The sequence below is a fragment of the Flintibacter porci genome (genome assembly GCF_041925195.1).
Lineage (GTDB): Bacteria > Bacillota > Clostridia > Oscillospirales > Oscillospiraceae > Lawsonibacter > Lawsonibacter porci.
On the sequence record NZ_JBHEVB010000002.1, the window covers coordinates 291,085 to 316,061 of the forward strand.

Consider the following 24,977-nt stretch of genomic DNA (forward strand, 5'->3'; position numbering starts at 1 on the left):
CTGACAAATGACAGGGGGATTCAAGAACATAAGTATTACTTTCTCGATCTTAAGGCACCTTTCCCGCAGAAGGCCGCCCATAAGAAAAGCCCCCTGCCAAATGGCAGGGGGCTTAGGGAGAGCAAAATTACTCCTCGATCTCGATAACAGCACTTTTGCCGCGGAAGGTCACCCATATAAAAACCGCCCGGCAAAAGCCGGGCGGCATAGGGAGTTGTTAATTACTCCTCGATCTCAATAACAGCGCCGGAACCCACGGTACGGCCACCCTCACGGATAGCGAAACGCAGGCCCTTCTCGATGGCGATGGGGGTGATCAACTCGACCTTCATATCGACGTTATCGCCAGGCATGCACATCTCGGTGCCCTCGGGCAGGGTGATGATGCCGGTCACGTCGGTGGTACGGAAGTAGAACTGAGGACGATAGTTGTTGAAGAAGGGAGTGTGACGGCCGCCCTCTTCCTTGGTCAGCACGTACACCTGACCCACGAACTTGGTGTGGGGGTGAATGGAGCCGGGCTTACACAGAACCTGGCCACGCTCGATGTCGGTCTTGGCGATACCACGCAGCAGGGCGCCGACGTTATCACCAGCCTCAGCGTAATCCAGGGTCTTGCGGAACATCTCCAGACCGGTCACGACGGTGGACTTCTTCTCCTCGGACAGGCCGACGATCTCCACGGTCTCACCAGTCTTGATCACGCCACGCTCCACACGGCCGGTAGCAACGGTACCACGGCCAGAGATGGTGAACACGTCCTCAACGGGCATCAGGAAGGGCAGATCCTCGTTACGGGCGGGAGTGGGGATATAGCTGTCAACAGCGTCCATCAGCTCCTTGATGCAAGCATACTCGGGAGCGTTGGGATCGTTGGACTCGGAAACCAGAGCGTTCAGAGCGGAACCCTTGATGATGGGGATCTCGTCGCCGGGGAACTCGTACTTGTCCAGAGTCTCGCGGACCTCCATCTCGACCAGCTCCAGCAGCTCCTCGTCGTCGACCTGATCGCACTTGTTCAGGAACACGACGATAGCGGGCACGCCCACCTGACGGGCCAGCAGGATGTGCTCCTTGGTCTGAGCCATGGGGCCGTCGGTAGCAGCGATAACCAGGATAGCACCGTCCATCTGAGCAGCGCCGGTGATCATGTTCTTGATATAGTCGGCGTGGCCCGGGCAGTCAACGTGAGCATAGTGACGGGCGTCAGTCTCATACTCAACGTGAGCGGTGTTGATGGTGATGCCGCGCTCCTTCTCCTCGGGAGCCTTGTCGATGCTGGCGTAGTCCTCGAACTGGGCCTTGCCCTGCATAGCCAGGTACTTGGTGATGGCGGCGGTCAGAGTGGTCTTGCCGTGGTCAACGTGGCCGATGGTGCCGATGTTGACATGGGGCTTGGTACGCTCGAATTTCTGCTTAGCCATTAGAATTTCCTCCTTATATTGCAGTAATCAAACATAAATAAAATGGGTCTTGCATATCAGGGCTATTTTATCTTATTCTGGCCATAATTGCAAGCCTAATTTCCCGGGTGCGGAGCCCCAGGAGCAAAAATTACTCCTGGCTGCGGCCGCGCTCGGCAATGATCTTCTCAGCAATGCTCTTGGGAATCTCCACATAGCTGTGGGGCTCCATGGAGTACTGGCCACGGCCCTGAGTAGAAGAACGCAGGTCGGTAGCATAGCCAAACATGTTGGCCAGAGGCACCAGAGCGTCGATCTGGGTAGCGCCGGGACGGCTCTCCTGGCCCTGGATCTGTCCGCGGCGGCTGTTCAGGTCGCCGATGACGTTGCCCAGGTACTCGTCGGGAGCAATGACAGAAACCTTCATCATAGGCTCCAGCAGGATAGGCTGAGCCTTGCGGCAGGCCTCCTTGAAGGCCATGGAACCGGCAATCTTAAAGGCCATCTCAGAGGAGTCGACCTCGTGGTAGGAACCGAAGGTCAGGTGGACCTTCACGTCCACAACGGGATAGCCAGCCAGAACACCGGCCTGCATGGCACCCTGGATACCAGCGTCGACAGCGGGGATATACTCCTTGGGGATGACGCCGCCGGTGATCTCATTGAGGAACTCATAGCCCTTACCGGACTCGTTGGGCTCCACAGTGATGCGGACGTGGCCGTACTGGCCCTTACCGCCGGACTGACGGGCATACTTGGTATCCTGCTCCACGCTCTTCTTGATGGTCTCCTTATAGGCAACCTGGGGAGCACCCACGTTGGCCTCGACCTTGTACTCACGCAGCAGACGGTCCACGATGATCTCCAGGTGCAGCTCGCCCATGCCGGCGATGATGGTCTGACCGGTCTCCTCATCGGTGTAGGTCTTAAAGGTGGGATCCTCCTCGGCCAGCTTCATCAGGGCGATGCCCATCTTCTCCTGACCAGCCTTGGTCTTAGGCTCGATAGCCACGCGGATAACGGGCTCGGGGAAGTCCATGGACTCCAGAATGATGGGGTGCTTCTCATCACACAGAGTGTCACCGGTGGTGGAGTTCTTCAGGCCGATTACGGCGCAGATGTCGCCGGAATAGCAGCACTCGATATCCTCACGGTGGTTGGCGTGCATCTGCAGAATACGGCCGATGCGCTCCTTCTGCTTCTTGGTGGAGTTGAGCACGGTGGTACCAGTGCTCAGCACACCGGAGTACACACGCACGAAAGACAGACGGCCCACGTAGGGGTCGGTGGCAATCTTAAAGGCCAGAGCGGAAAAGGGACCCTCGTCCTCGGAGTGACGCTCCTCCTCTTCCTCGGTCTCGGGGTTCACACCCTTGATGGCGGGGATGTCAACAGGAGAAGGCAGATAGTCCACGATAGCATCCAGCAGCTTCTGGACACCCTTATTCTTGTAAGAGGTGCCGCACACCACGGGAACCATCAGGTTATCAATGGTGGCCTTACGGATGGCCCGACGGATCATGTCCTGAGGAACAGGCTGCTCCTCCAGAACCAGCATCATGATCTCCTCGTCAACGTCGGCGCAGGCGTCCAGCAGCTTGGTGCGGTACTCCTGAGCCAGCTCCATCATGTCAGCGGGGATCTCCTCCACGCGCATGTCCTTGCCCAGATCATCATAGTAGATGTCCGCGTCCATCTCAACCAGGTCGATGATACCCTTAAAGGTCTCTTCCTTGCCGATAGGCAGCTGGATGGGCACCGCATTACACTTCAGACGGTCGTGGATCATGTTGAGCACGTTGTAGAAGTCAGCGCCCATGATGTCCATCTTGTTGACGTAAATCATGCGGGGGACCTTGTAGTCGTCAGCCTGACGCCAAACAGTCTCGGACTGGGGCTCTACGCCGCCCTTGGCGCACATGACGGTAACAGAGCCGTCCAGCACGCGCAGGGAACGCTGAACCTCAACGGTGAAGTCCACATGGCCCGGGGTGTCGATGATGTTCAGACGGGTCTGGGGGAACTGATTCTTGGTTCCCGTCCAGTAACAGGTGGTAGCAGCGGAAGTAATGGTGATGCCGCGCTCCTGCTCCTGAGCCATCCAGTCCATGGTGGCGGTACCCTCGTGGGTCTCGCCGATCTTGTAGTTTACGCCGGTGTAGTAAAGGATACGCTCGGTAGTAGTGGTCTTACCAGCATCGATGTGAGCCATGATGCCAATGTTTCGGGTATTCTGCAAAGAAACTTTTCTAGGCATACTTTGTCTCCTTCTAAATTACCAGCGATAGTGAGCGAAGGCCTTGTTGGACTCGGCCATCTTGTGGGTGTCCTCGCGCTTCTTCACGGCGCCGCCAAGGTTGTTGGCAGCATCCATGATCTCGCCAGCCAGACGCTCCTTCATGGTCTTCTCGCCGCGGCTGCGAGCATAGCTGGTCAGCCAGCGCAGACCCAGGGTCTGACGGCGCTCGGGACGAACTTCAATAGGCACCTGGTAGGTAGCGCCGCCCACACGGCGGGCCTTGACCTCCAGGGAGGGCATGATGTTCTCCAGAGCCTGAGTGTAAACCTCCATGGGCTCCTTACCGGTCTTCTCCTTGATGATATCGAAGGCACCGTAGACCACCTTCTGAGCCACGCCCTTCTTGCCATCCAGCATGATGCTGTTGGTAAGCTTGGTAACCAAAACGGAGTTATACAGCGGATCGGGCAGAACCTCCCGCTTGGGTACATTTCCTCTTCTGGGCACTTTGCTTCCCTCCTTCTTATAATAATATAGAAATCATAGGTACTCGAACTGCTTTTTGCAATCCGTGTAATGCCTGTCCGAGGTTTTCCCATATATATAGGTAAACGCTCGGCAAGGCAGCTTGCCTTGCGCAAACGCACAATGCAATCTCAGTGGTCAGCCTCTTAGGACTGACAGGGGAAGTATCCGGTTTGGATTACTTCTTCTTACCGGCCTTGGGACGCTTGGCACCGTACTTGGAACGAGCCTGCATACGGCCGTTGACGCCCTGGGTATCCAGAGTGCCGCGGATGATGTGGTAACGCACACCGGGCAGGTCCCTAACACGGCCGCCGCGGATCATAACCACGGAGTGCTCCTGCAGGTTGTGGCCCACGCCAGGGATATAAGCGGTGACCTCGTAGCCGTTGGTCAGACGCACACGGGCGATCTTACGCAGAGCGGAGTTCGGCTTCTTAGGAGTAGAAGTACGAACGGCAGTGCAGACACCTCTCTTCTGGGGAGAAGGCAGATCGGTCTGGCGATTCTTCAGGGTGTTCAGGCCGTGCTGGAGGGCGGGAGAAGTGGACTTATAGGTCACCTGCTCGCGGCCCTTGCGAACCAGCTGATTAAAAGTAGGCATGATTTTCCTCCTTTCCTGAAATCTGTCCCTTGTGGGACATGGTATTTATTTTAACAAAATAAGGGGGACCTTATTCTGCTAAAACCAAAAAAGTTTTGCGATCACACCAGGGCGGCGATGGCCGCACCCACAGCGATCCCGCAGGCCTCCCCCAGTGCCTTCATGGTGCTCACCTGCTCCAGGGGCACCTGCTGGCGCACCGCCTCCTGTACCAGAGGCTGGAGAATACGGGGGTCTGCGTCCTGGGCCATATACACACGTTTGGCCCGGTGGTCCTTCAAGGCCCGGCGGGTCTGCTTGGCGCCCACCACCTTGTTTTCCCGCTTGAGTTGCTCGATCATAATTCGGTGCCCTCCTCTCCCCCGTTGCCAGGGGCGTTTCATCGGGTAAAAGGGCAGATTGCCCCTACCACCGCAATTTGGAATTATAGCATGTTGTCAAGGCCACGTCAAGCACAGATTTTCTCTAAATTTTCCGCTCTTTCTGTCTATTTTCTCCAGAAGGACAGTATGAGCCTGGAAGTTGGGGAAATACTACCTCAAACAGGGAAAGGAGGTATGCGTTTTGACCGTCCATGTCAACGACAACTGCATCGGCTGCGGCCTGTGTGTCAACATGTGCGGCAACGTCTTTCTGATGACGGAGGAAGGCGTAGCCGCTGCCCGGGACGAGATCTTCCCGGAACAGGAGGCTCCTGCTCAGGAAGCCGCGGAGAGCTGCCCTGTTCAAGCCATTGAGATTCGTGAGTAACCGCTTTATTTCCGTTTTTTCAGCGGCAAAACCGGAATGTCAGGCGGCAAACTCAAAAAGAAGGACACGACTCACGTCGTGTCCTTCTTTTTGGTCCGAGTGTAATTATAGGATCTGGAAAAATCCAGTCATATCAATGGTTTTAGCGCAGCAAGCAAGAGGTTTTTATCCTTATACAAGCTCTCGCCGCCTAAATCTGTTTATAGACAGCGAGAGTTTGCTTTTTGAGTGTGATTAAACCCCACTATCATTTCTTGTGCTATTATCTGCACATAGATTTGTTTGTATAAATCTTGATGTGATGCCACATGGAAATGCCATTGAAGTAGAAGTAGAGTTTAGGTGCAGAGTTCTCAATGATTGATCTGTATAAATATTATCAGTTGGCACATCAACATGTGTTGAAACAAGGTAATTAAGATACTGTTGGGTTGGTTTACGTTCCATTGTTTACATCCTCACTTTCTGATAGCATATAGTGCGAATAGAAGTATTGAGGATTATAGGCACGATCAAAATAATGCTTTCGTTTCAGCCAAATAAAACCATCGCATTTTGAAATAATTGCAACATCAATCGGCCCACCGACAGTTCCTATATTATTATCCAATGCAACCTTTCGCCGCAAAGAGGTTATATTAATCATTGACTCTGCTAATAAGGCCAGTTCTTCTATGGGGAGTGTTGCTACAGACTGAGTAATAGGAAGCAAATACTGTTGCTGTGCTTTTTGAACTATTTGTTCTATAATATTTGATGTGATTCTACTAAGTTCCTGCTGGACTGATTGTTTTTTATTTTCAGCAAAAAATGAATCGGCTATTCCATTAACCCCAATTTGGATTTGATTGGGAAGCTCTTTTGCAATGTCATTTATAAAGCTATCATTGATACCAAACAAAAAAGTTTGCATTACATCTGTCTGAGCTAAAGGGGTAATGGTGGACATTTGCTCTTCAGAAATAGAAATATTTTCAACAGTAGCATATCTTACCATATTGTTCGCTATTCCGGATATGTGTAAATGCAACATCTGGGGGAATATATTGTTTTCTCCATAACCAGCAAAAGCCAATCCAACATATCCGTTTCGCATAAAGTTCTTGTCAAATACCAGACACGTTTTTTCGACAAGTTCACTAAATAGCGGTTCCACAATCCAAGGAAACTGTGCTGATATGTATTGCTTGATTTCATCATTATATATGGCTCTAATGTAATTACAAAGCTCTAAATCGGGTATGGCGGGCAACTGATCAACAAACAAAAGCGTTGCTTTTACTGCTTCAATCTGTATTTCTTTTAATTCCTGCTCCGTGAGATCTCTCTGAACTTCATTTATTTTCCGTTGAATAGAGAGCTGGTAGTCTCCATTTAGACCAGATAACAAATCGGTGTATACACTTTTTACATAAGAGTTCTCGTTTGCAGGAAAATGAAGCAAGCTGGACTCTGACACGAGAAATCTCAAAAAATCAGAAACATAGTCTATGAGATTCGGAAAAACTCTATTTTTTAGTTTGGATTTGTATTGCTTAATGATAAGTTCCATTGGAACGCCCATTAGTTCAGCATTGGAATAAATAATAACCCCGACAGGCGCTATTTTTGAAAGTGCAAAAAGTTTATTTGCAGAATTGTGAATGGCTAAATGTTGTCCAATGGTAACTGCGCTATCAGCGGCTAACGCTATGGCGTTTTTGTTCATTATACAAATACCAGCGCTCATGCTTAACGTCCTCCATTGTTATATTTTGGAATAATCTGATTTTATAGTATCAAAAATCAAATAGTTTCGGATATAGCAGAGAAAATCAGCGCAAAAGATAGCTTCAATATGAGTGTTCTGCTTTAAGACTATTTCATTGCCTTAAGTGCGCTTTTAATGTCATTGATGAAAAATGCCAGGAGGTTTCCTTTTTTTACTTTTTTCAAGCCCAAATCTTTTCTCATTTCATTCATTATTTCTTCCATTAGCAACAAATTCTTTTGCGCAAGCCCAGGGTTTGAACTATTTTCTCGAAATTTTACCCACTTATTTACTACGCGAGCAGATCCCCAAAGGGTGATCTGCCTTGAAAATTTGGATAGGTCAGTCAGCATTTGAGCTTCTGTATAACTATTAGGCTTTTTTGTGTTTTGCTGAATTTTATAGACCATATCCACAAATTGTCCGTATGGTTCCTCTCGCTTTTTTGCAAGGTACTCTTGCCGGCTTTTCTTGTACTCAATACGTTTGGCAATAATTGAACTAATCAAAACGCCTATAATAGATACGCTACCCGTAATAAGTGAAACTATTACTACTGCGTCAAGTTTTGACGCAAGAGAAGCTAACCAGTCTACAGCTGTCCTTATGCCATCAACAGTATACTTTCCTGCAATATAGACAGTTAAGCCAGATGCTGCTGCGAGAAGCAAAATCAAAAATAGCCCCAGCAAAAAGTTCAAACGAGGATGCTTTTCTGCAAATGTTGTTGCATCTGTTTTTTCGTCATTTCCCATAGGAGGCCCCCCATTTTTCGAATGCAGATTGCCTGTAGTGATGCTTGCAAGAGTTGAACTCTTTCCGCTTTTTACTTCATTATAGCACAAAAGCCAACATCTTCTACAATTATTTCTCTTGCAAGAAGGTGGAAACTGTGAAAATGGAAAATTGCGCCGCCCGAGTGAGACTATGGGCGGCCTTTTCATATACCACAACTTGAAAGGAGGAGTCACGTGTCTGCTGCCAGCCATCGTGCTGGTTTTTTTCATTTCGCAAAAAGGAGGTTTGACATTGGCAGACGATAAAAAGAATATCAGCCCCGAGGTGGAAACTCACACCGAGGCCACCATGCTGGGCAGCGCTGGTTCCGGTCCTGTACTGACTGCTGAGGAAACGGCAATTCTGGAACACGAAGGCCAAGCTGCTCTATTTGAAATGGGAGAATTTGTCCTCGATCCTCCGGGACCTTTTATGCTCACTCCCGATGAGATGGAGCCGGTTGTAACTGATCCTGGCCCGGCTGAAAAGGAGGCCCAGCAGACAGTCATCCCGGATAAGGGCGATCTCGCCCCGGCTTTCTCTGGTAAGGTGGTGGATTTCGCCACCGCCCGTGAGGAGGCGGGTAAGACCAAGTCCCCGGCGAAGGAGGCTGCCCTGCCCGACAAGGAGAGCAAAAAGCCGGATCACCCCCGCCGTGGTCGCCCGCCCAAGGGTGACAAGGCGGTCCCCGGCAAGACTGACCCGGCCAAGAAAGACAAGGCTACTCCCACCAAGACCGAAAAGTCCAAGCGGGACAAAATGTCCCAAAGTAAAGCCCCGGCTACCAAGGAGGAGGCCACTGCTCCCACCGAGCCGGAACAGCCCGCCCAGCCCCGTGACGCTACCCGAGCCGAAAAAGAGGAAATTGTCTATCTCAATCTTTCGGAGCTGCACCCTTTCCAAAATCATCCCTTTGGTGTCCGTGACGATGCGGAAATGCAGGGGCTGGTGGAGTCAGTCAAGGCGGCTGGTGTTAATCAGCCTGCGCTGGTGCGTCCCCGTGAAGGCGGCGGCTATGAGATCATCGCCGGACACCGCCGCCAACGGGCAAGTGAGCTGGCCGGGTTTGTCAATATGCCCTGTATCGTCCGCAACATGACCGATGACGAGGCTACCTCGGGACAACTTGTCCCAAAGCACCCTGCGGCGGCTGGTAACAGCCGCCGTTTGTCGTATGGAAAGGAGGGCTGCCTACGGCCACAACCTATTTCAAAAAACACAAAATCAGCAAGGGAGAAACCATTAGCCAATCTTTGAAAGACCGTTTTGACTACGGTAAAAACCCGGACAAGACCGAGGGCGGCGAATTGATTTCTGCCTACGCTTGCGACCACATGACTGCCGACGCCGAGTTCCTGCTCTCCAAGGCCAAGTACAAGGCCACCACGGGCCGGGAGCAGCGGCGGGACGCTGATGTGCTGTGCTATGAAAACGGTTGGTTGCTGGAAATACAAGAGCCTACAGTAATTCGGGATGCGGCTGTTCTAATGGCGTTAAACTCAGCGCTAGAGCCGGATGGAAGCATCAACCTTCCTACCCGTATCATCCACCGGCACCCGGATTTTATTGCGGTGATAACAACCAATCGGGGCTATAACGGCTGTCGGCCATTGAATGAGGCGCTCCGTGATCGTGTCCAGCATGCAGAAAAAATGGATCTGCCGTCTCTCAAAGTCATGGTGGAGCGCACCGCCTGTAAAACAGGGTGTTCGGATACAGAATTGCTTCAAACCTTTGCCCGTATTATCATACACCGACACGGTTTTCTTTGTAGACGATGGCATCACGGGAACGACCATGAAGCGTCCCGGTCTTCAGAAAATGCTGACCGCAATCGAGGCAGGGTATATCTCGGCGGTGTTCGTCAAAGACCTGTCCAGGCTGGGGCGCAACTATATTGAGGTCGGCAAGCTGACCGAGGAATTTTTCCCGCTTCACGATATACGGCTGGTGGCCGTTTCCGACGGCGTAGACAGCGATGAAGGCGAGGACGATTTCACCCCGTTCAAAAATATTATGAAGAACACGAGGTACTTGGGAAAGGTCGTCTGCTGAAATTCCCCTTTTCGACAAAGCAACGTATGCCAATCGCATATTGTTTCGTACAATAGAATGTCTGACTTCTTGTTGGCCCGTCCTGCTGATGCAGGCGGGCTCTTTTGCGCTCTGTCAAAACTGCCCGACAAAGCGGTAGAAGATTTTGATGTCCTGGTGGCGCTGTCCGTCCACAACAGTCCGTTCTCCAATCTCAATGTGGTCGATCAGTTCCTCCACCGCTTCACGGTCCAGCTCCTGCAAATGAAGGTAGCGCCGGATGGTCCCGGCCCACTGATGGATATTTGCAATATCCTGTTCGGCCTTCTTCTCACAGGCCAGCAGCTCATCCAGACGCTGCGATTTTTGAATCCGCTCCTGCTCGTTTTTCTGGATTAAGGCGGCAAACGAATCCTCGCTGAGGATGCCGTTGATCTTATCCTCATAGAGCCTGGCAATCATGTGTTCCAGTTCCCCGACGCGACGCCGGAGCCCGCTGATTTCCTGCCGGGTATCCTTCTGCTGGGCTGCGTTGGCAGAAACGATCCGGCGCTTCAGCTTGTCCAATACGGCGGCTTCATCCAGCGACAACGCTTCCGCATACTCCCGAATTTCATTCAGGACGATGGTGGAAAGCGACATCTCATAGACCCGGTGCCAGGAACAGGCGCTATGTCCGGTCGTCCCAAAGTAGGAACAGAAATAGGAGACATATTTCTTCACGCTGCCGTTCTTACGGCGCTGGGTTTCACGGGTGGCCACTAAGGGATGTCCGCAATCGGCGCATACCAGTTTGCCGCTAAAGAGTGCGGGCTGCGGCGGGGTCCGGTTGACGGAGCTCTGTTTCACTGCCTGATTCCTTTCCTGGACCGCATCCCAGGTATCACGGTCTATGATTGCCTCATGGGCGTTTTCATGGCAAATCCATTCCGATTCCGGTTTTCGGATCATGGTTTTATCCTTGTAGGACCGGGAACCGGTGCAGTTCTGAGTCATCGTGCCGAGATATACGTCATCATTCAGGATGTTGCGCACTGTGGCGTAGGCCCATAGCTTGGAGTATTTGCAGTGGCCCTTCCCGCAGCGCATTTCCCAATGCCAGCGGGGTGGGAGGATTCCGTCCCTGTTCAGCGCGGCGGCGATTTTTCCATAGGCCATGCCGGAATACCGCATCTGGAAGATACGGCGCACCACAGCGGCTGCTTCCTCGTCAATTTCCAAACGATGTTTATCATCCGCGCTTTTGCGGTAGCCGTATGGAGCATAGGCGGTAAGATACTGGCCGCTTTTCTTCTTGGCGTACAGCACCGATTTGATTTTGCTTGACAGGTCCTTGAGGTGGTAGTCGTTCATCAGGCTGCGGAAGTGCAGCATATCGGTGTTGTCGCCCTCGCTGTCCAGACAATCCAGAACGGAAACCAACCGGCATCCAAGTGCAGGGAAAATAACGTCCGTGTACCGGCCTACCTCCACAAAGTCGCGCCCCAGCCTGGAGAGGTCTTTGACCAAAATCAGGTTAATCAGGCCGTGGCGGGCATCCTCCAGCATTTCCAAAAAGCCTGGGCGCTGGAAGTTGCCCCCGCTGTATCCGTCATCCCGGTAGGTCTTGACCTCTACCCAGCCGTTGAGCATGACAAATTTTGAGAGGATCGCATACTGGTTTTCAATGCTCGTTGATTCATCGCCGGGGATATAGTGCTTGGCTTTTGCAGAATTGGAGGCATCGTCTACACTCAGGCGGCAGTAGATGCCGACTTTATATTGCTTTTTCAAACTGCCGCCTCCTTTCCTGCGCCAGCGCATCGTCCACATTGCCGACATAGCGGTAATATACCTTGATGTCGCATACCCGCAGGCCGTGGACCTTCCGGGTGTCACCCACCTCAATACGGTCCACCAGCTCAAACAGGATGGTCTCATCCAGCTCTGTAATCTCCGTGTAGCGGCGGATAACTTCCAGCCAGCGGTCCGCGCCCGTCTGGTTCTCCTGGTGGGCCTTGACCCTGCGCTCCAGCTCTGGGACCGCCTCAGCTTTTTCCGCCCGCTCCGCTTCATATTTGCGCATCAGGGTCTGGAATACAGTCTGCGGGATGGTCCCGGCGCATTTGTCCTCATAGAGATTCTGCATCAGCCGCTCCAACTCCTTCAGCCGCGCAGACGCTGCTTTCAGCTCCTGCTCATAGGAGGAAAGGCGGCTGCGGGCTTCCTTTTCTTTGAGCCGGATGATCTGCTGCGCCAACTGCTCCGGGTCATGCTCCGCGAAGCGGGCTTTTTCCCGGATGTCCTCCAATACCAGTTGGGTCAACACCGTTTCATAGATGGTATGGACGGTGCAGGCACTTTTGCCGCTGCGCGAATAGTTGCCGCAGATAAAGGAACTGTACCGCCCCGGCCTGCCGTCCTTGTAGGTAAACCGTTCGATATGGTTGCGCATCTTAAATCCGCAGTCCGCGCAGTAGACCAGGCCAGTAAAGATACTCCGGTTTCCATCGGAAGGGGCGCTTTTCCGCACTTTCTTACGGTCAATGGCTGTAACCGTATCCCATACCTCGCGGGACACGATGGCCTCATGGGTGCCTTCCACCCTGATCCACTCGTCCTCCGGCTTACTGATGAGCTTGCGGGATTTGTAGGAGAGGGTGCCGCTTTTCCCCTGAACCATGTTGCCGATGTAGACCTCGTTGCGGACGATATTTTTTGCCGTCTGATCGGCCCATTTATGGTTGACATGGCGGGGATCGCTCTGCCCCTTGCGCTGATAGTACAGCATACCGGGAGAGAGGACGCCTTCCTCATTGAGCTTTGCCGCGATGGAGTGAAAGCCCATGCCGGATGCCCGCATGGCGAAGATACGGCGCACCACCGGCGCGGTTTCCTCGTCAACGACAAGGTGATGCTTGTCGGCGGGGTCCCGCCGGTAGCCGTAGGCGGGATATGTCCCCATGAACTTCCCACTCTCCGCGCAGGCTTTTTTGACCGCTTTTACCTTCTTGCTGGTGTCGCGGCTATAAAATTCGTTAAATAAGTTCAAAAAGCACATGACATCGGTGCTTCCGTTGTCGCTCATGGTGTCGATTCCATTATTCAATGCGATAAACCGGCAGCCGAGGGACGGAAACAGATAGTCTGTGTACTGTCCGAACTCGATGTAGTTGCGGCCAAAGCGGGACAGGTCTTTGACCAGGATCACGTTGATACGCTTTGCCTTGGCATCTTCAATGAGCCGCTTGACGCCGGGGCGGTCAAAATTCGTACCGGAATACCCATCGTCAATATATACGTCGTACTCGTTCCAGCCGCGCTGCCGCACATAGTTTTGCAGCAGCAGTTTCTGGTTCTCGATACTGACGGATTCTCCGTCTCGCTCATCGTCTTTGGAAAGGCGGCAGTAGATGCCCACGTTGTATGTCGTTTCGATCATCTTTGTTTTACCTCCCGACCATCCAGATTCATACCCCGTGCGGCGAAGTGGCTCCGCAGGGAACTCCCTGCGCCATTATTGTATGGAAAGAGCCATCGCCGCGCAAGGATACGGCAGATCTGCCGAGAGGCAGAATGTCAAACAGCCTGGCCGGGGCGAATGGTGGAAGGAGCGGCTCCTTCTGACATGGCGCGCCGCACGGCCAGCTGTTCCAGCGTTTTCCCCAGGTCTTTTTCCCCGGAGAAAAAGCTCGTCACACGGTATAGCGTGTTTCCAATTCTGACCTCTTTGTAAGAGGTCACCGGTGTGGTTTGCTTCTCCATAAAGACGCACCTCCCGTTTCAAAACAAACCATGTTTACCAGCGTATGAAACAACAGGTTGTCCCAATTCACTTAAAAGAAAGCAGCTGCGCGGTCCTGGAGATGAAGCCAGCCAGAACAGCGCAGCTGCGTTGTTCTATTCTTAATTGTAAAAACGCCATATTTGCCACGCACCCCTGGCGCAGGGAGCAGAACAGGCCGCCGCTGGCGCGGCTGTCATAACTCCGCAGCGTCGTTCGCAACGTGTGCCGCAGGGTTCCTCCTCTAGTCCGTGGGAGGTCGTGAGAAAGTATCTTTAAGCCCCCGCGCAGTCGTCGCGCCGGATATGCCACCATCCGGTGTACAGAATCGTAGATCGCTCCGAAGCAGCTTGTCCATCACCTCCCGGCTGCTTCCATCTTCGCGGCGCTCTGTACTCGCTCATACACGGGTTATGTACCTGTTATGCTGTGTATTCGGTTTTCAATGTGCGGGCGAGGGAGGTGATATTACGCCCCTCACTATATAGGCGTTGGAAAGGGCCGTTTGTCACCCACTTTGCAAAAGTTTTTTAATTTTTTTCAATTTCTTATAGACAGCGTTCCTGGAGCATCCCTTCATACGGGCAATATCGGCCTGGCGGTAGCCGTCAATGACCAGCAGCGTCACCAGCTCCAGATCCTCCGGGGCGAGTTTCTGAAGCCGCTGAGACAGGCCCTCGTCCTCCACATTCAGAATCCAGCCGTACCGGCTCTGGAAGCCGTCGTCCGTATGAAAGCTGTCGCATTTATGAAGAGGCGCAGACGGTCCCGCCGCCTCTTGGACACACTCGGACGGGAGCGGCCGCGCCCGGTCATTGTAGACCCTCTGGCTGCAAAACCACTTCCAGTCGTACTGTTTCATTTCCTGAATGGACGCTTCATCCATCCCCGCCGCTTCATACTCCGCTTGCAGGCGCTCCCACTCCTGATCGAATTTGCGCTTTTCGCGCCCATAGTTAAAACTCATTCTGTACCTCCGTTTCGATTCAAGCGTTGTGGACTCGTGAATCGAACGGAGGCGGAGAACGGCATCCGGGACAAAAAACAGGCCGTTTCTCAAAAAAATATAAATTTTTCTCAAAATCAGCCGTCCATCGGGCTGTTATGAGGAAATCCCCATAAAAAACTCGACGGCATTCCGCTATACTTGCCAGAAAAGCCCAGCAAATACAGGGGAATACCGTCGAAAGAAAATGGGGCGCGGACAGTGCTTTGACTGTCCGCGCCCCAAAAACAGGCGGTGGCGTTAGCCATCGGTATTTTCTTATCTCAAAGATAAATTCAAAAATTATATTGGGAACATAGAAAAATCCTTCCGTATTTTCTTGTTCTTAAAGAAAACTCTAACAGCGACAAAAGCTCATCAGACCATGTGGTATGGTCCGATGAGCTTTATATCTCTTTCTGAAATCTAGGTCTAATTTTTGAAAATAGTGAGCTTATCAAGTCTAATGAACCAAAAACCGATAATCAGTATTCAGAGTGTGATTCTATGCCTGAGAGAAATGCATCCTGCTGTTCTAAAAGAACTTCAATCATCTTATTCACAGCCAAAAGGGTTGCAGGATTACACCGCTCCAATTTTTTCGATATTTCATCATCTAGGATGCTTTCTCTCTCGGCATATGGGGTATCAAGTAAAAAGTAATTTAGATCTCTCTTTAGAACATAAGAGATGCGCAACAACATAGAGAGGGAAACTTTCGTTTGTCCGGTCTCAACATGGCTCATGTGATTGTTTGAGCAACCTACACGTTTGCCTAGCTCAGCCTGATTCAAGCCGCTTTCCAATCTAGCCGCTTTAATCCTTTGGCCAATTCTGAAGTAGTCAATTTCCGGTTGCACACCCATCACCTCTGCCTAGTCTAAATTAATTATATGTAGTCCCCCTTTTTTCATCAACAAACCGCAAATGCAGATTGCATTTGCGGTTAAATTATAGTAGAATTATTTAGGCAGATTGCATTGTTGGATGAAATCGCAAGATAACGCATGAGGAAAAATGTCCGGTGAGCTAAAAAGAAAAAATCGCAGAGTATGACACTCTGCGATCTTCGGAAAAATATCGCTGGTAGCACGGCTTTTGTAGGTGTCTGACAATTCTTTTGACTGCTTACAGGAAATTAAGACCATCCAGTCTATCCAGGTTTTTACGTTTCATGTCCATAGAAGAGTGAACGTACTTTTTGATTGTAATCGTCGGACTTGAATGCCCAAGAATTTCGCTCAGGGTTTTAGCGTCTACTCCGGCTTCAATGCAGCGAGTAGCAAAGGTATGCCGCAGAGTGTGGAAGTGTACATTTTTGAAGCTACAGTCGTCCATATATTTTTTGAATTTATATTGAAGTGCTCGAGGTTCCAGATAATGCACGGTTCCTGATAAGATAAACTCATCATCTTGCAGCGGCAACATTTTCCGGTACAGTTCCAGCATTGACTTTGTTAATGGAATCAAACGGATAGAAGCCTTGCTTTTCGGTGGGCCAATGACAACGGACGTTTTGGAAGCCCGACCATTTCCAGAGCGCGGCCGTCTTATTCGCTGTATGGTTGCTTCAATGTGGATCGTTTCATCGCAGAGCGAAATATCTTTTCCACGCAAAGCGCAAAGCTCTCCAATACGCAGGCCCGTCCACAAGGAAAGAAGAACACCGAGTTTGCAACGGTCCGTATCTGTTAAGAGGTACTCTGTCAACTTCTTCTGTTCTGCCACCGATAATACACGCGCAGGTTTTTCTTCTACTTTGGGATAAATGATTTCAATTTCGCCCATTTTGCCCGCAAAGTGCTTGCTAGTATATTTAATTGCTGAATGAAGTACAAGCAAAACATCCTTCACAGTCTTTGGAGCGAGCCCTTCCTCATAAAGCATTGACTGGCTGAAGTCGCTGACCATTTTTGAAGTCAGTTCATTCGGAAAGAAACAGCCCAATGTTGGAATGATATGCTTTTTGAGCGCAGAACGGTACTTCGCGTGTGTCGAGTCACGGACGCGGAGTTGGTTGGCCTTCAACCATTCCTCACAGTAGTAGCGAAATGGCTTGCGCGGGAGTTCAGTACTGGTTCCAATGAAAAAAGATGTCTGCTGTTTTGCCTCTTCGACCCGTGCCTTTGCCTCAGAGTAGCTTTTTCCATAGCAGAACCCGTATATCAGTTTTCCGTTTGAATCTCTCCCCTTGTGGTATCGGGCTTCCCATCGCCCATCTCGCCTTTTGAATATATTTTCGCCGGTTCGCATGGTTACATCCTTCCTTTCTGTGATTAGTGCCACCGGCTTCATTCTATCAATACAGACTATTGGCTGACTGCGAATAGCTTTGGAAAACGCTATGTCTACCCAAAAGCGCAAAAAACAAGCAGGAAGCTTTTATAAAGCCGCTTTATATTCAATCAAAATCTATTGTCTTTCCATGTCGAATGTGGTAGAATACACTCGTGTTGTAGGCGGGAAGGTTGTTTTCGCTGTATCGCAGAGTGTCATACTCTGCGAAAAATGCCATCACGCCAGTAAGAGTCAATGATGTCTCTTGCTGGCTTTTTATTTTAGGCAGGACTATTGATGATCTACGAGAGAAGGATGACGAATGGACGCCGCGATTGTAGAAAGAGAGTCCAGACAAACAGAAAATATGTCTGTAGCCGAACCTCTTCAATTTCCTGAGATCCAGGGGCAGTCGGCCTGCTTTAAAGTAATTATTCCTGAAATAAGGATTAGCAGGCTCTATTTGTTTGCAAAGCGGACATTTGATGTTGTCATGTCATTGGTAGTACTGGCCTTACTGGCGATTCCTATGTTGATTATTGCCCTCCTTATTCGTATTGATTCTCCTGGTCCAGCACTTTTCCGGCAGGAACGGCTCGGGAAGGATGGACGGCCGTTTACAATTTTCAAATTTCGTTCGATGCGAGTGGACGCCGAAAAGAACGGACCGCAGTGGGCCGACAAAGATGACCCCAGATGCACAAAGCTCGGAAGGATTCTCCGAAAGTCGCGTCTAGATGAGATTCCACAGCTGTGGAACATTTTGAAAGGCGAGATGAGCTTTGTGGGGCCCAGGCCGGAGCGCGCGTGCTTTTACGAAAAATTTGAGACTTACATTCATGGCTTTAGCAAACGGTTGCTGGTTAAACCCGGACTCACTGGTTATGCACAGGTCAATGGAGGGTATGAATTAAAGCCAGAAGAGAAAATTGTCTATGATATAGAGTATATCCAAAAACAATCAGTTTTAATGGACTTATGGTGTATTTTCAAAACAGTCAAATTGGTTTTTACTCACGAAGGGGCTCGGTAAAATGGGCGAACATATTCGGGAGGATGTTTTGGTATCCGTTGTGATGCCTGCATACAACGCAGAGAAAACCATTGCGCAGTCGATTCAGTCTGTTTTGTGCCAGACTTATAAAAAGCTGGAATTGATTGTTGTGGATGACGCATCCACGGATCGCACCTTGCAGATTGCTATAGCATATGCAAAACAAGACCCTAGAATTCGCATTATCGAAAATGTGGGCAATCTTGGAGTGTCTTGTTCCCGCAATCATGGTGTTGAAGCATCTCTGGGCAGTTTGATTGCCTTTCTGGACAGTGACGATATGTGGCAGTCAGGCAAACTTGAAAAACAATATAAAGCACTGCAAAAGGCTCCAGCCTGCTCAATTTGCTTTACCGGATCAGCCTTCATTGATGAGAATGACCATTTCTACCAGTACACGCTTCCCGTCCCCAAACGCATCGGTTATGAGGAACTTCTAAGGCAGAATCTCATTTCCTGCTCATCAGTGTTGGCTAAAAAAGAAACGCTGTTGCTTCATCCCATGATAAGCGACCCTATGATTCATGAGGATTATGCGACATGGCTCAAGATACTAAAGGAAGAGCCATACGCAATTGGAATTGATGAACCACTGTTAATTTACCGCATCGGAAAGCACAGCAAATCGGGCAATAAACTCCGCGCGGCAAAGATGCAATGGAACACCTACAAGGTTGTTGGAATCAAGCGGCTAGATTCCATTCGTTATTTTACTGCATACGCATGGCGTAATTTGCAGAAATACGCGCGCATTCGGCGCGGTTCAGATAGGTCGGATTGAATGGAACAAAATCTAAGAGCGCATCAGCTCATGATGCTTGAGATGCTGTCAGAGGTAGACCGCATCTGTGCGAAACATGGCATAAAATATATGCTCTTTGCTGGAACACTTCTTGGAGCAGTCAGGCACGAAGGATTTATTCCTTGGGATGATGACTTAGATATCCTTATGCTTCGTCCCGAATATGACCGCTTTTTAGAGGTCGCCAGAGACGAGGTAAACAAGGAACTGTACTATGTTCAAAGTGAGTTTTCGCCCCATTGGCCTATGTTCTTTTCTAAGCTGAGAAGAAATGGAACCGCCTGTATCGAAAGATATAGGCCCAAAGACTTTGACACACATATGGGCATATATATAGATATTTTCCCGTGCGACAATCTCTATGACAACTCACTGCTGCGTTATATGCAATTTTTAGCTTCCAAGGTCGTAATCGCCAAGGCGTTGGATGAACGGGGCTATGAAACCAACAGCAATGCAAAAAAAGCCTTTATTGCGGTTTCTCACATTATGCCAAAGCAACTTCTTTTGAAGTTAGCCATACATAGAGGTGGGAGAAGCACAAAAATGGTCCATACCTTTTTTGCTGCATCATCAAAGTACAGTAAAAATATTTTTCCACGGGAGTGGTTCCTCCAAACTGTTCCGATTCACTTCGAGGGCCATCTTTTTCCCGCTCCACTACCGTACCATGAGTTTTTGACTCAATTATATGGGGACTACACAGTTCCTACACCGCCGAAAGAGAGGGGGCAAAAGGCGCATGGTGAGATTGTGGATTTAGAGCATTCCTACACAGAATATAAAGACGTGCAGGAACACTTGATCATTGATGAGTATACTCGAAGCATACGGTAACCACCCTATATCTGAACAGATTGGAGCGTGAATCATGTCAGGAAAACACACCAAAAAAGAAAAATCTTCGCCGATTATTGTCCTGTTGCTCGTAATTGTTTTAATTGCTGGTATCGCAATCGGTTTCTTTGTCAGCAACCCACACCCATCCGATTCAATTGATAACAATGCTCAATCCACACCAGACGATACTGAACAGGGGGAAACCCAGATTGCCGATGGCAGTCAGGATGCTTCTGGGCAGGAAAATAGCATCGCGACTTCGGTGCCAGAATACATCACAATCAGCACAGAGTTCGGCGATTTGTGTTATCCAGAACAATGGAGCGATTACTTGAAGACCAATCAGGAGGTAGAAAACGATTCTGTCATTGTTTCTTTCTCTGCAATGATTGGAGAGACCGAGTTCCCGATGTTTCAGGTAACAATCGGCAACAGTGAGGACGCATTAGTTGGGGAACTGACCGATAGTTCTGGAACGAAGAGGAACGTGTATATGTCCGTGTTTGAGATAGAACCAAGCGATATGCTTTCGGATGAAGAGCAGCAACGATTGTATGCAATGCAAGAGGATCTGAACTATCTAATTGATCACCTTGCATAAAAGTGAGGAGGGTACGACATGAGAAGCAAGAAGAAAGGCAGTATATTTCTTTCTGCGCTCCTCTCTGCCGTGATGATGTTGAGTATGCTGGCCCCGGCTACAGTATATGCGACAGAAGTCTCGGAAGAGGATGAAGAGAATATTTCTGCCCAAACGCAAGACACAAGCTCAACCGACAATTCGGATACCGGAACTGGGACGGACACCGGCACCGGGACAGACACCGGCACCGGAACAGACGCTGGCACTGGGACGGATGCCGATGCCGAGATCATCACTGATCCGGCAATCGCTGTAGCGTCCGACTATGACTCTTTCCTTGCGGCGCTCAAAGTGCTGGAGCAGTATGCCAGTGACTATGCGGCAATGAACAGCCTGGATGCCAATGAACTGGTCATTAACTACGTCCGCACTGGTATAGAGAAATACAACACGGATAGTTGGGCGATTCTTGCCGGATCAGAGAACACTGCGTTTGTTTCCTATGTGGTTGAGCAGGATACCGCTAACGCAACGACCGCTCAGGCTTTGCGTGGAATTGGCACGTTCCAGACTCCTAATGGTCAAACGGTGGAATTTGCCCATATGTTTGGTGCGATGAATATCGCTTACTACAACAGCAACGCTCAGACCTCCGCAGACTTTGGCAGTTGGGCCGGAGACATCTGTGATCTGATGGACTACAGCAAGGGCAAGCTTACGTCCACAGATGTAGAGGCTATGGCGCAGGAGATCCGCACGACCTATCTCGGCGTAGACGACGAGGACGCACATTCCTTCGGTTACCTGGACATCTATGCTGATTTGGACAGTTTCTACTTCATGAGCAAACTTTCCGGCAGCGCGACCCTCAGCGGACTGATGGAAGCCTATTATACAAGTTCGCTCTCGGATACAGATCGGGCGGTCTATTTCCTGACAAACCGTTTTTCCGGATCTGTGACCCAGGAGAGCATCCGTGAAGCAGTTTATACGGCATACGCTGAGAATTCCGGTGCGGGGCTGCTGGAGGCTGAACGGGGATTGTCGGATGACAGTGATCTGCGCACGGCCTGCTGCTATGCTTTTGCCGACTATCTCTTTGAGCTGGCAAAAGAGCAGCTGGAGACCCCGGAGGCCGAGAATCCCTATTACACTGTGTTCGACTCTGAGAATTCCACCCTGGCCCCCGGCATTGAGCAGAACATCTCCTATGCGCTGACTGCGGATGAAAAGCAGATCGTATTCTATACTGCTACCGTGGACATCAGCAGAGATGATATCAGCATCTATGCCAACTATAAGGATAACGATGGCTCCTCCTGGGGGATGGCCCGCGTAACCGACCAGATGGCGGCCGCTAAGGCCAATTATTCTGACCCCACCAGCGACCGGTATATTGAGAACTTTACCCCTATTGTAGGCGTGAACGCCGATTTCTATAACATGAGCACCGGTGCTCCAGCGGGTGCCTTGGTTATGGAGGGCGTAGAGTACCATGGCGTTGGCAGCGAGAACTTCTTTGCCATTCTGAACGACGGAACTGCTATGATTGGCGGACCTTCGGACTACGCGGCGTATAAAGATCAAATCAAAGAAGCCGTGGGCGGTAGCATTTACCTGGTTCGCAACGGTGAGATTGCTGTCAACGCATCGGCTGACTACTATAACTCTCGGGCATCCCGCACCTGCGTAGGTATTACCGCCGATGGCAAGGTAGTGCTGATGGTTTTGGATGGGCGTCAATTCCCGTTCTCAGTTGGCGGAAGCGCGGAAGAAATTGCCCAAATCATGCTGGAAGCGGGCTGTGTTACTGCAATCAACCTGGATGGCGGCGGTTCCACTACTTATGCAGCCAAGCAAGAGGGTGCGGATGAGGTGACGGTAGTCAACCGTCCTTCGGATGGTTATGAGCGCTCGGTCAGCTCCTCGCTCATGGTGGTCTCTACAGCAAAGTCTTCCACAGAATTCGACCATGCCTTGATCACCACTGATGCAGACTATTTGACGGTTGGCGCTAGCGTCAGTGTATCCACCTTGGGTGTCAGTGCTTCTGGCAATGCCGCAGATTTGCCCGCAGGTGCAGCTCTGGTCATCTCGGACGAATCGGTAGCCACCTTGCAGGATGGTATTCTCACCGGTGTGTCTCTCGGCACTTTGACAATCGCTCTGGAGCTCGACGGGACGGTTTTGGGCAGCAAAACGGTACAGGTCGTGGAGCCTGATGGATTGAATTTCACCAAGGATGGCATCAACGCCGTATACGGCTCTGAAGTAGCTCTGCCTATCGAGGCAACCTACAGCGGCAATCCAGTTGCTATCTGCGCAAATGACATCACATTTGAACTGAGCACCACAACCGCTGGAACCATTGAGGGATTTGTCTTTGTGGGCGATGAATCCTCTGGCGTTCGCAATGTGACTGTGACCGCCATGCTGACCAAAGACTATTCCATCAGCGACACGATGACGATTGCGCTCTATAAAAACGGCGAAGCGATTTTTGACTTCGATACGGCTATGGCAGGCGATGATTCGTTCGCCTGGAATCGGGATGTGACCAACTCTACTACCACGGATGAGGTTTACTACCACATTACCGATCCTGAGCAGGCGATCGACATCTCCTATATCTTCGCGCTGGATATGACCGCTGTGCCTGTTCCCGACCGGATCAAGCCTCTGCTGGGGCTCGTTGCAGGCGGTGACGTGGAGAACGTCCGTGCCTGGGATCTGCTGCTCCAGCTGGCAGAGCGAGTAGGCACCATGACAACCGTGACAGTGACGCTGAATGTTGACCCCACTCTGGAGATCGACTATTCAGAACTGACCCTGGTCAATGAGTACTTCACGCTGACCAGTACGCAGTTTGACGCGGAGACCAGCACGCTCACCGTCACCTTCAACTGGAAGAAGCAGACTGCTGCGATTGAAGCGGACACAGCAAACCCCATCTGCATTCTCAGTGGAATCAAGGCAACTCCCAAAGCTGACGCTGCCTGGGACGAAAACAACTGCCTGACAATTACAAACTCCGGTGATCTGAGCTACGACATTTATCTGCGCTCCAGCACCCTCTACAACGTGGCAAGCCAGACTTCCACACAGGAGACCTACGGCATTTATCCCTATGTGAATCCCGATAATGAGAGCGAGAAGGGCGGCCACTTCGCCACGACCTACAAGACTTTCGAGGACACCTTTACTCTGGACAAGTCCATCTGGCAGGGATGGAGGACCGCTGGCGACAATCTTTACTATTACAGAGATAACATCCCTGTGACCGGCGTTCAGATCGTACCCAACTATGAGGATGAAACCGTGTCCTGTGTATATCGCTTCGACGAAAACGGTGTGTGCCAGGGCAAAGTGACCGGATTGTTCGAAATCGAAGGTGAACTGTATTACGCGGTCAACGGGAACTTGATGACCGGTTGGCGCATGATTACGGTCGGCGGCGTGGATCAGTATTATTATTTCGATCCCGCTACCGGAAAAGCGGTGGATGGAGAACAGACCATCGCCGGTTACCACTACACCTTTACAAACCGTGTTCTGACCCGTGGCGACCTGATCCTGACGGAAAACGGCTACCACTATAAGTGGGCCGGAGAGTGGGTCATGAACAGTTGGGTGGAGATCGACGGCAACAAGTATTATGCAGGAAAGCAGCCTTATGGCTACTTCGTGACCGACCTCCACACTCGCATCCATAAGTATGGCAGCGAGACCGAGATGAGCCTTTGCCTCTTCGATCAGGAAACGGCAGTATGGCAGGAGAACTACTCTGGGCTCTATACCGATGAAGATGGCGAAATCTATCTCATTGAAGGCGGCTATGTGTTGGGAGGTGTGGGTCTCGTCCAGGTTGACGGGGAGTACTACTACTTCAAAAGCAGCACCGGTACAGCCGTGAAGGACCGCACTTACTGGATCACCATGACCAACGGTCTGCTGCCCGCCGGCCAGTATACCTTTGACGAGACCGGCAAAATGATTGATCCTCCCACAGTTGACCCTGATCCTGATCCCGAGCCTGAGGTGAAGAATGGAATCGTGGATGAGAACGGCAGCCTATACTACTATGTGGACGGTACACTCACTCCGGCAGGTCTCATCCAGATTGACGGGGACTACTACTATGTTAAGACTTCCAACTGTGAAGTTGTCCACGGCCGGACCTACTGGGTTACCGTAACGAACGGCCTGCTGCCTTCCGGTCAGTATTCCTTCGACGAGAGCGGTAAAATGATCAATCCTCCCACAGTTGACCCTGATCCTGATCCCGAGCCTGAGGTGAAGAATGGCATTGTAGAAGAGAACGGCAGCCTATACTACTATGTGGACGGTACGCTCACTCCGGCAGGTCTCATCCAGATTGACGGGGACTACTACTATGTTAAGACCTCCAACTGTGAAGTTGTCCACGGTCGCACCTACTGGGTTACCGTAACGAATGGCCTGTTGCCCTCTGCGCAGTACACCTTTGCCGATGATGGCAAGATGATTCTCGAATAACGCAAAACGCCCCCTGGGGAGACTGGCCTAGAGCCGGTCTCCCGGGGGGGGGGACATCATGCAACAATACGCCCGA

The 24,977-nt window shown here is 50.8% G+C and carries 21 protein-coding genes and 1 pseudogene; 9 read left to right on the forward strand and 13 right to left on the reverse strand.

What is annotated here, in order from left to right:
* Positions 1-221: 221 nt before the first annotated feature.
* From tuf to ACEVJL_RS03325, 5 genes are all read right to left on the reverse strand, one after another.
* A complete protein-coding gene (gene tuf, locus ACEVJL_RS03305) occupies positions 222-1,424 on the reverse strand; it encodes an elongation factor Tu (protein ID WP_008981136.1) in 1,203 nt (400 codons plus the stop codon).
* A gap of 130 nt (positions 1,425-1,554) precedes the next feature.
* Entirely contained in the window at positions 1,555-3,660 is a 2,106-nt protein-coding gene (gene fusA / locus ACEVJL_RS03310) for an elongation factor G (RefSeq protein ID WP_302667752.1), read from the reverse strand.
* Between the two features lie 18 nt (positions 3,661-3,678).
* Positions 3,679-4,149 (reverse strand): 30S ribosomal protein S7, encoded by a 471-nt coding sequence (rpsG, locus tag ACEVJL_RS03315; RefSeq protein WP_008981138.1) that lies wholly within the window; start codon positions 4,147-4,149, stop codon positions 3,679-3,681.
* A gap of 196 nt (positions 4,150-4,345) precedes the next feature.
* Positions 4,346-4,771, reverse strand: a complete 426-nt coding sequence (rpsL, locus tag ACEVJL_RS03320; RefSeq protein WP_374736846.1) for a 30S ribosomal protein S12 — start codon at positions 4,769-4,771, stop codon at positions 4,346-4,348.
* Between the two features lie 101 nt (positions 4,772-4,872).
* On the reverse strand, positions 4,873-5,112 hold the full coding sequence (locus ACEVJL_RS03325; RefSeq protein ID WP_374736848.1) for a L7Ae/L30e/S12e/Gadd45 family ribosomal protein: 240 nt from the start codon (positions 5,110-5,112) through the stop codon (positions 4,873-4,875).
* Between the two features lie 223 nt (positions 5,113-5,335).
* Here ACEVJL_RS03325 and ACEVJL_RS03330 point away from each other — a divergent pair, with 223 nt between their 5' ends.
* The gene (locus ACEVJL_RS03330) at positions 5,336-5,521 is read left to right on the forward strand and encodes a ferredoxin (RefSeq protein ID WP_008981141.1); all 186 of its coding nucleotides are present in this window, start codon (positions 5,336-5,338) and stop codon (positions 5,519-5,521) included.
* Positions 5,522-5,957: 436 nt separating this feature from the next.
* On the opposite strand, the gene ACEVJL_RS03335 is transcribed toward ACEVJL_RS03330, so the two are convergent.
* Together ACEVJL_RS03335 and ACEVJL_RS03340 are read right to left on the reverse strand one after the other, a co-directional pair.
* Complete coding sequence (locus ACEVJL_RS03335) at positions 5,958-7,250, reverse strand: hypothetical protein (RefSeq protein ID WP_374736850.1); 1,293 nt, start codon at positions 7,248-7,250, stop codon at positions 5,958-5,960.
* A gap of 128 nt (positions 7,251-7,378) precedes the next feature.
* Entirely contained in the window at positions 7,379-8,026 is a 648-nt protein-coding gene (locus ACEVJL_RS03340) for a hypothetical protein (RefSeq protein WP_374736851.1), read from the reverse strand.
* 274 nt (positions 8,027-8,300) lie between these two features.
* On the opposite strand from ACEVJL_RS03340, the gene ACEVJL_RS03345 reads away from it, so the two are divergent.
* From ACEVJL_RS03345 to ACEVJL_RS03355, 3 genes and pseudogenes are all read left to right on the forward strand, one after another.
* The gene (locus ACEVJL_RS03345; protein ID WP_374736852.1) at positions 8,301-9,305 is read left to right on the forward strand and encodes a ParB N-terminal domain-containing protein; all 1,005 of its coding nucleotides are present in this window, start codon (positions 8,301-8,303) and stop codon (positions 9,303-9,305) included.
* Positions 9,236-9,799: pseudogene (locus ACEVJL_RS03350) on the forward strand (hypothetical protein); the annotation flags it as partial. The gene ACEVJL_RS03345 and the pseudogene ACEVJL_RS03350, both read left to right, overlap by 70 nt.
* Entirely contained in the window at positions 9,681-10,103 is a 423-nt protein-coding gene (locus ACEVJL_RS03355) for a recombinase family protein (protein WP_374736878.1), read from the forward strand. The pseudogene ACEVJL_RS03350 and the gene ACEVJL_RS03355, both read left to right, overlap by 119 nt.
* A gap of 114 nt (positions 10,104-10,217) precedes the next feature.
* Here the strand turns inward: ACEVJL_RS03355 and ACEVJL_RS03360 are convergent, their stop codons facing one another.
* From ACEVJL_RS03360 to ACEVJL_RS03385, 6 genes are all read right to left on the reverse strand, one after another.
* Positions 10,218-11,855, reverse strand: coding sequence for a recombinase family protein (locus tag ACEVJL_RS03360; RefSeq protein WP_374736853.1), 1,638 nt, complete (start codon positions 11,853-11,855; stop codon positions 10,218-10,220).
* Complete coding sequence (locus ACEVJL_RS03365; protein ID WP_374736854.1) at positions 11,839-13,503, reverse strand: recombinase family protein; 1,665 nt, start codon at positions 13,501-13,503, stop codon at positions 11,839-11,841. The genes ACEVJL_RS03360 and ACEVJL_RS03365 overlap by 17 nt, the downstream gene beginning before the upstream one ends.
* 137 nt (positions 13,504-13,640) lie before the next feature.
* The gene (locus ACEVJL_RS03370; protein ID WP_374736855.1) at positions 13,641-13,826 is read right to left on the reverse strand and encodes a hypothetical protein; all 186 of its coding nucleotides are present in this window, start codon (positions 13,824-13,826) and stop codon (positions 13,641-13,643) included.
* A 527-nt stretch (positions 13,827-14,353) separates the two neighbouring features.
* On the reverse strand, positions 14,354-14,812 hold the full coding sequence (locus ACEVJL_RS03375; RefSeq protein ID WP_374736856.1) for a sigma factor-like helix-turn-helix DNA-binding protein: 459 nt from the start codon (positions 14,810-14,812) through the stop codon (positions 14,354-14,356).
* A gap of 503 nt (positions 14,813-15,315) precedes the next feature.
* Positions 15,316-15,696, reverse strand: a complete 381-nt coding sequence (locus tag ACEVJL_RS03380; RefSeq protein WP_374736857.1) for a helix-turn-helix domain-containing protein — start codon at positions 15,694-15,696, stop codon at positions 15,316-15,318.
* Between the two features lie 262 nt (positions 15,697-15,958).
* Positions 15,959-17,083, reverse strand: coding sequence for a tyrosine-type recombinase/integrase (locus ACEVJL_RS03385; RefSeq protein ID WP_374736858.1), 1,125 nt, complete (start codon positions 17,081-17,083; stop codon positions 15,959-15,961).
* A gap of 346 nt (positions 17,084-17,429) precedes the next feature.
* Here ACEVJL_RS03385 and ACEVJL_RS03390 point away from each other — a divergent pair, with 346 nt between their 5' ends.
* From ACEVJL_RS03390 to ACEVJL_RS03410, 5 genes are read left to right on the forward strand one after another with little or no spacing between them, the layout of a single operon-like run.
* Positions 17,430-18,140 (forward strand): sugar transferase, encoded by a 711-nt coding sequence (locus tag ACEVJL_RS03390; RefSeq protein WP_374736859.1) that lies wholly within the window; start codon positions 17,430-17,432, stop codon positions 18,138-18,140.
* 1 nt (position 18,141) lies between these two features.
* Positions 18,142-18,942 carry a glycosyltransferase family 2 protein gene (locus tag ACEVJL_RS03395; RefSeq protein ID WP_374736860.1) on the forward strand — a complete coding sequence of 267 codons (801 nt, stop codon included), beginning with the start codon at positions 18,142-18,144 and terminating at the stop codon, positions 18,940-18,942.
* Positions 18,943-19,800, forward strand: coding sequence for a LicD family protein (locus ACEVJL_RS03400; protein WP_374736861.1), 858 nt, complete (start codon positions 18,943-18,945; stop codon positions 19,798-19,800).
* 34 nt (positions 19,801-19,834) lie between these two features.
* Complete coding sequence (locus ACEVJL_RS03405; protein WP_374736862.1) at positions 19,835-20,404, forward strand: hypothetical protein; 570 nt, start codon at positions 19,835-19,837, stop codon at positions 20,402-20,404.
* An 18-nt stretch (positions 20,405-20,422) separates the two neighbouring features.
* Complete coding sequence (locus ACEVJL_RS03410; protein ID WP_374736863.1) at positions 20,423-24,901, forward strand: phosphodiester glycosidase family protein; 4,479 nt, start codon at positions 20,423-20,425, stop codon at positions 24,899-24,901.
* Positions 24,902-24,977 lie beyond the last annotated feature (76 nt).

Bases quoted from the DNA above. Each gene is read 5' to 3' on its own strand.
- ACEVJL_RS03390 (WP_374736859.1), top strand. From the start codon at position 17,430: ATGGACGCCGCGATTGTAGAAAGAGAGTCCAGACAAACAGAAAATATG.
- ACEVJL_RS03385 (WP_374736858.1), bottom strand. From the start codon at position 17,083: ATGCGAACCGGCGAAAATATATTCAAAAGGCGAGATGGGCGATGGGAA.
- ACEVJL_RS03410 (WP_374736863.1), top strand. From the start codon at position 20,423: ATGAGAAGCAAGAAGAAAGGCAGTATATTTCTTTCTGCGCTCCTCTCT.
- rpsL (WP_374736846.1), bottom strand. From the start codon at position 4,771: ATGCCTACTTTTAATCAGCTGGTTCGCAAGGGCCGCGAGCAGGTGACC.
- ACEVJL_RS03405 (WP_374736862.1), top strand. From the start codon at position 19,835: ATGTCAGGAAAACACACCAAAAAAGAAAAATCTTCGCCGATTATTGTC.
- ACEVJL_RS03395 (WP_374736860.1), top strand. From the start codon at position 18,142: ATGGGCGAACATATTCGGGAGGATGTTTTGGTATCCGTTGTGATGCCT.
- ACEVJL_RS03335 (WP_374736850.1), bottom strand. From the start codon at position 7,250: ATGAGCGCTGGTATTTGTATAATGAACAAAAACGCCATAGCGTTAGCC.
- ACEVJL_RS03340 (WP_374736851.1), bottom strand. From the start codon at position 8,026: ATGGGAAATGACGAAAAAACAGATGCAACAACATTTGCAGAAAAGCAT.
- ACEVJL_RS03380 (WP_374736857.1), bottom strand. From the start codon at position 15,696: ATGGGTGTGCAACCGGAAATTGACTACTTCAGAATTGGCCAAAGGATT.
- ACEVJL_RS03325 (WP_374736848.1), bottom strand. From the start codon at position 5,112: ATGATCGAGCAACTCAAGCGGGAAAACAAGGTGGTGGGCGCCAAGCAG.
- fusA (WP_302667752.1), bottom strand. From the start codon at position 3,660: ATGCCTAGAAAAGTTTCTTTGCAGAATACCCGAAACATTGGCATCATG.
- ACEVJL_RS03400 (WP_374736861.1), top strand. From the start codon at position 18,943: ATGGAACAAAATCTAAGAGCGCATCAGCTCATGATGCTTGAGATGCTG.
- tuf (WP_008981136.1), bottom strand. From the start codon at position 1,424: ATGGCTAAGCAGAAATTCGAGCGTACCAAGCCCCATGTCAACATCGGC.
- ACEVJL_RS03375 (WP_374736856.1), bottom strand. From the start codon at position 14,812: ATGAGTTTTAACTATGGGCGCGAAAAGCGCAAATTCGATCAGGAGTGG.
- ACEVJL_RS03370 (WP_374736855.1), bottom strand. From the start codon at position 13,826: ATGGAGAAGCAAACCACACCGGTGACCTCTTACAAAGAGGTCAGAATT.
- ACEVJL_RS03365 (WP_374736854.1), bottom strand. From the start codon at position 13,503: ATGATCGAAACGACATACAACGTGGGCATCTACTGCCGCCTTTCCAAA.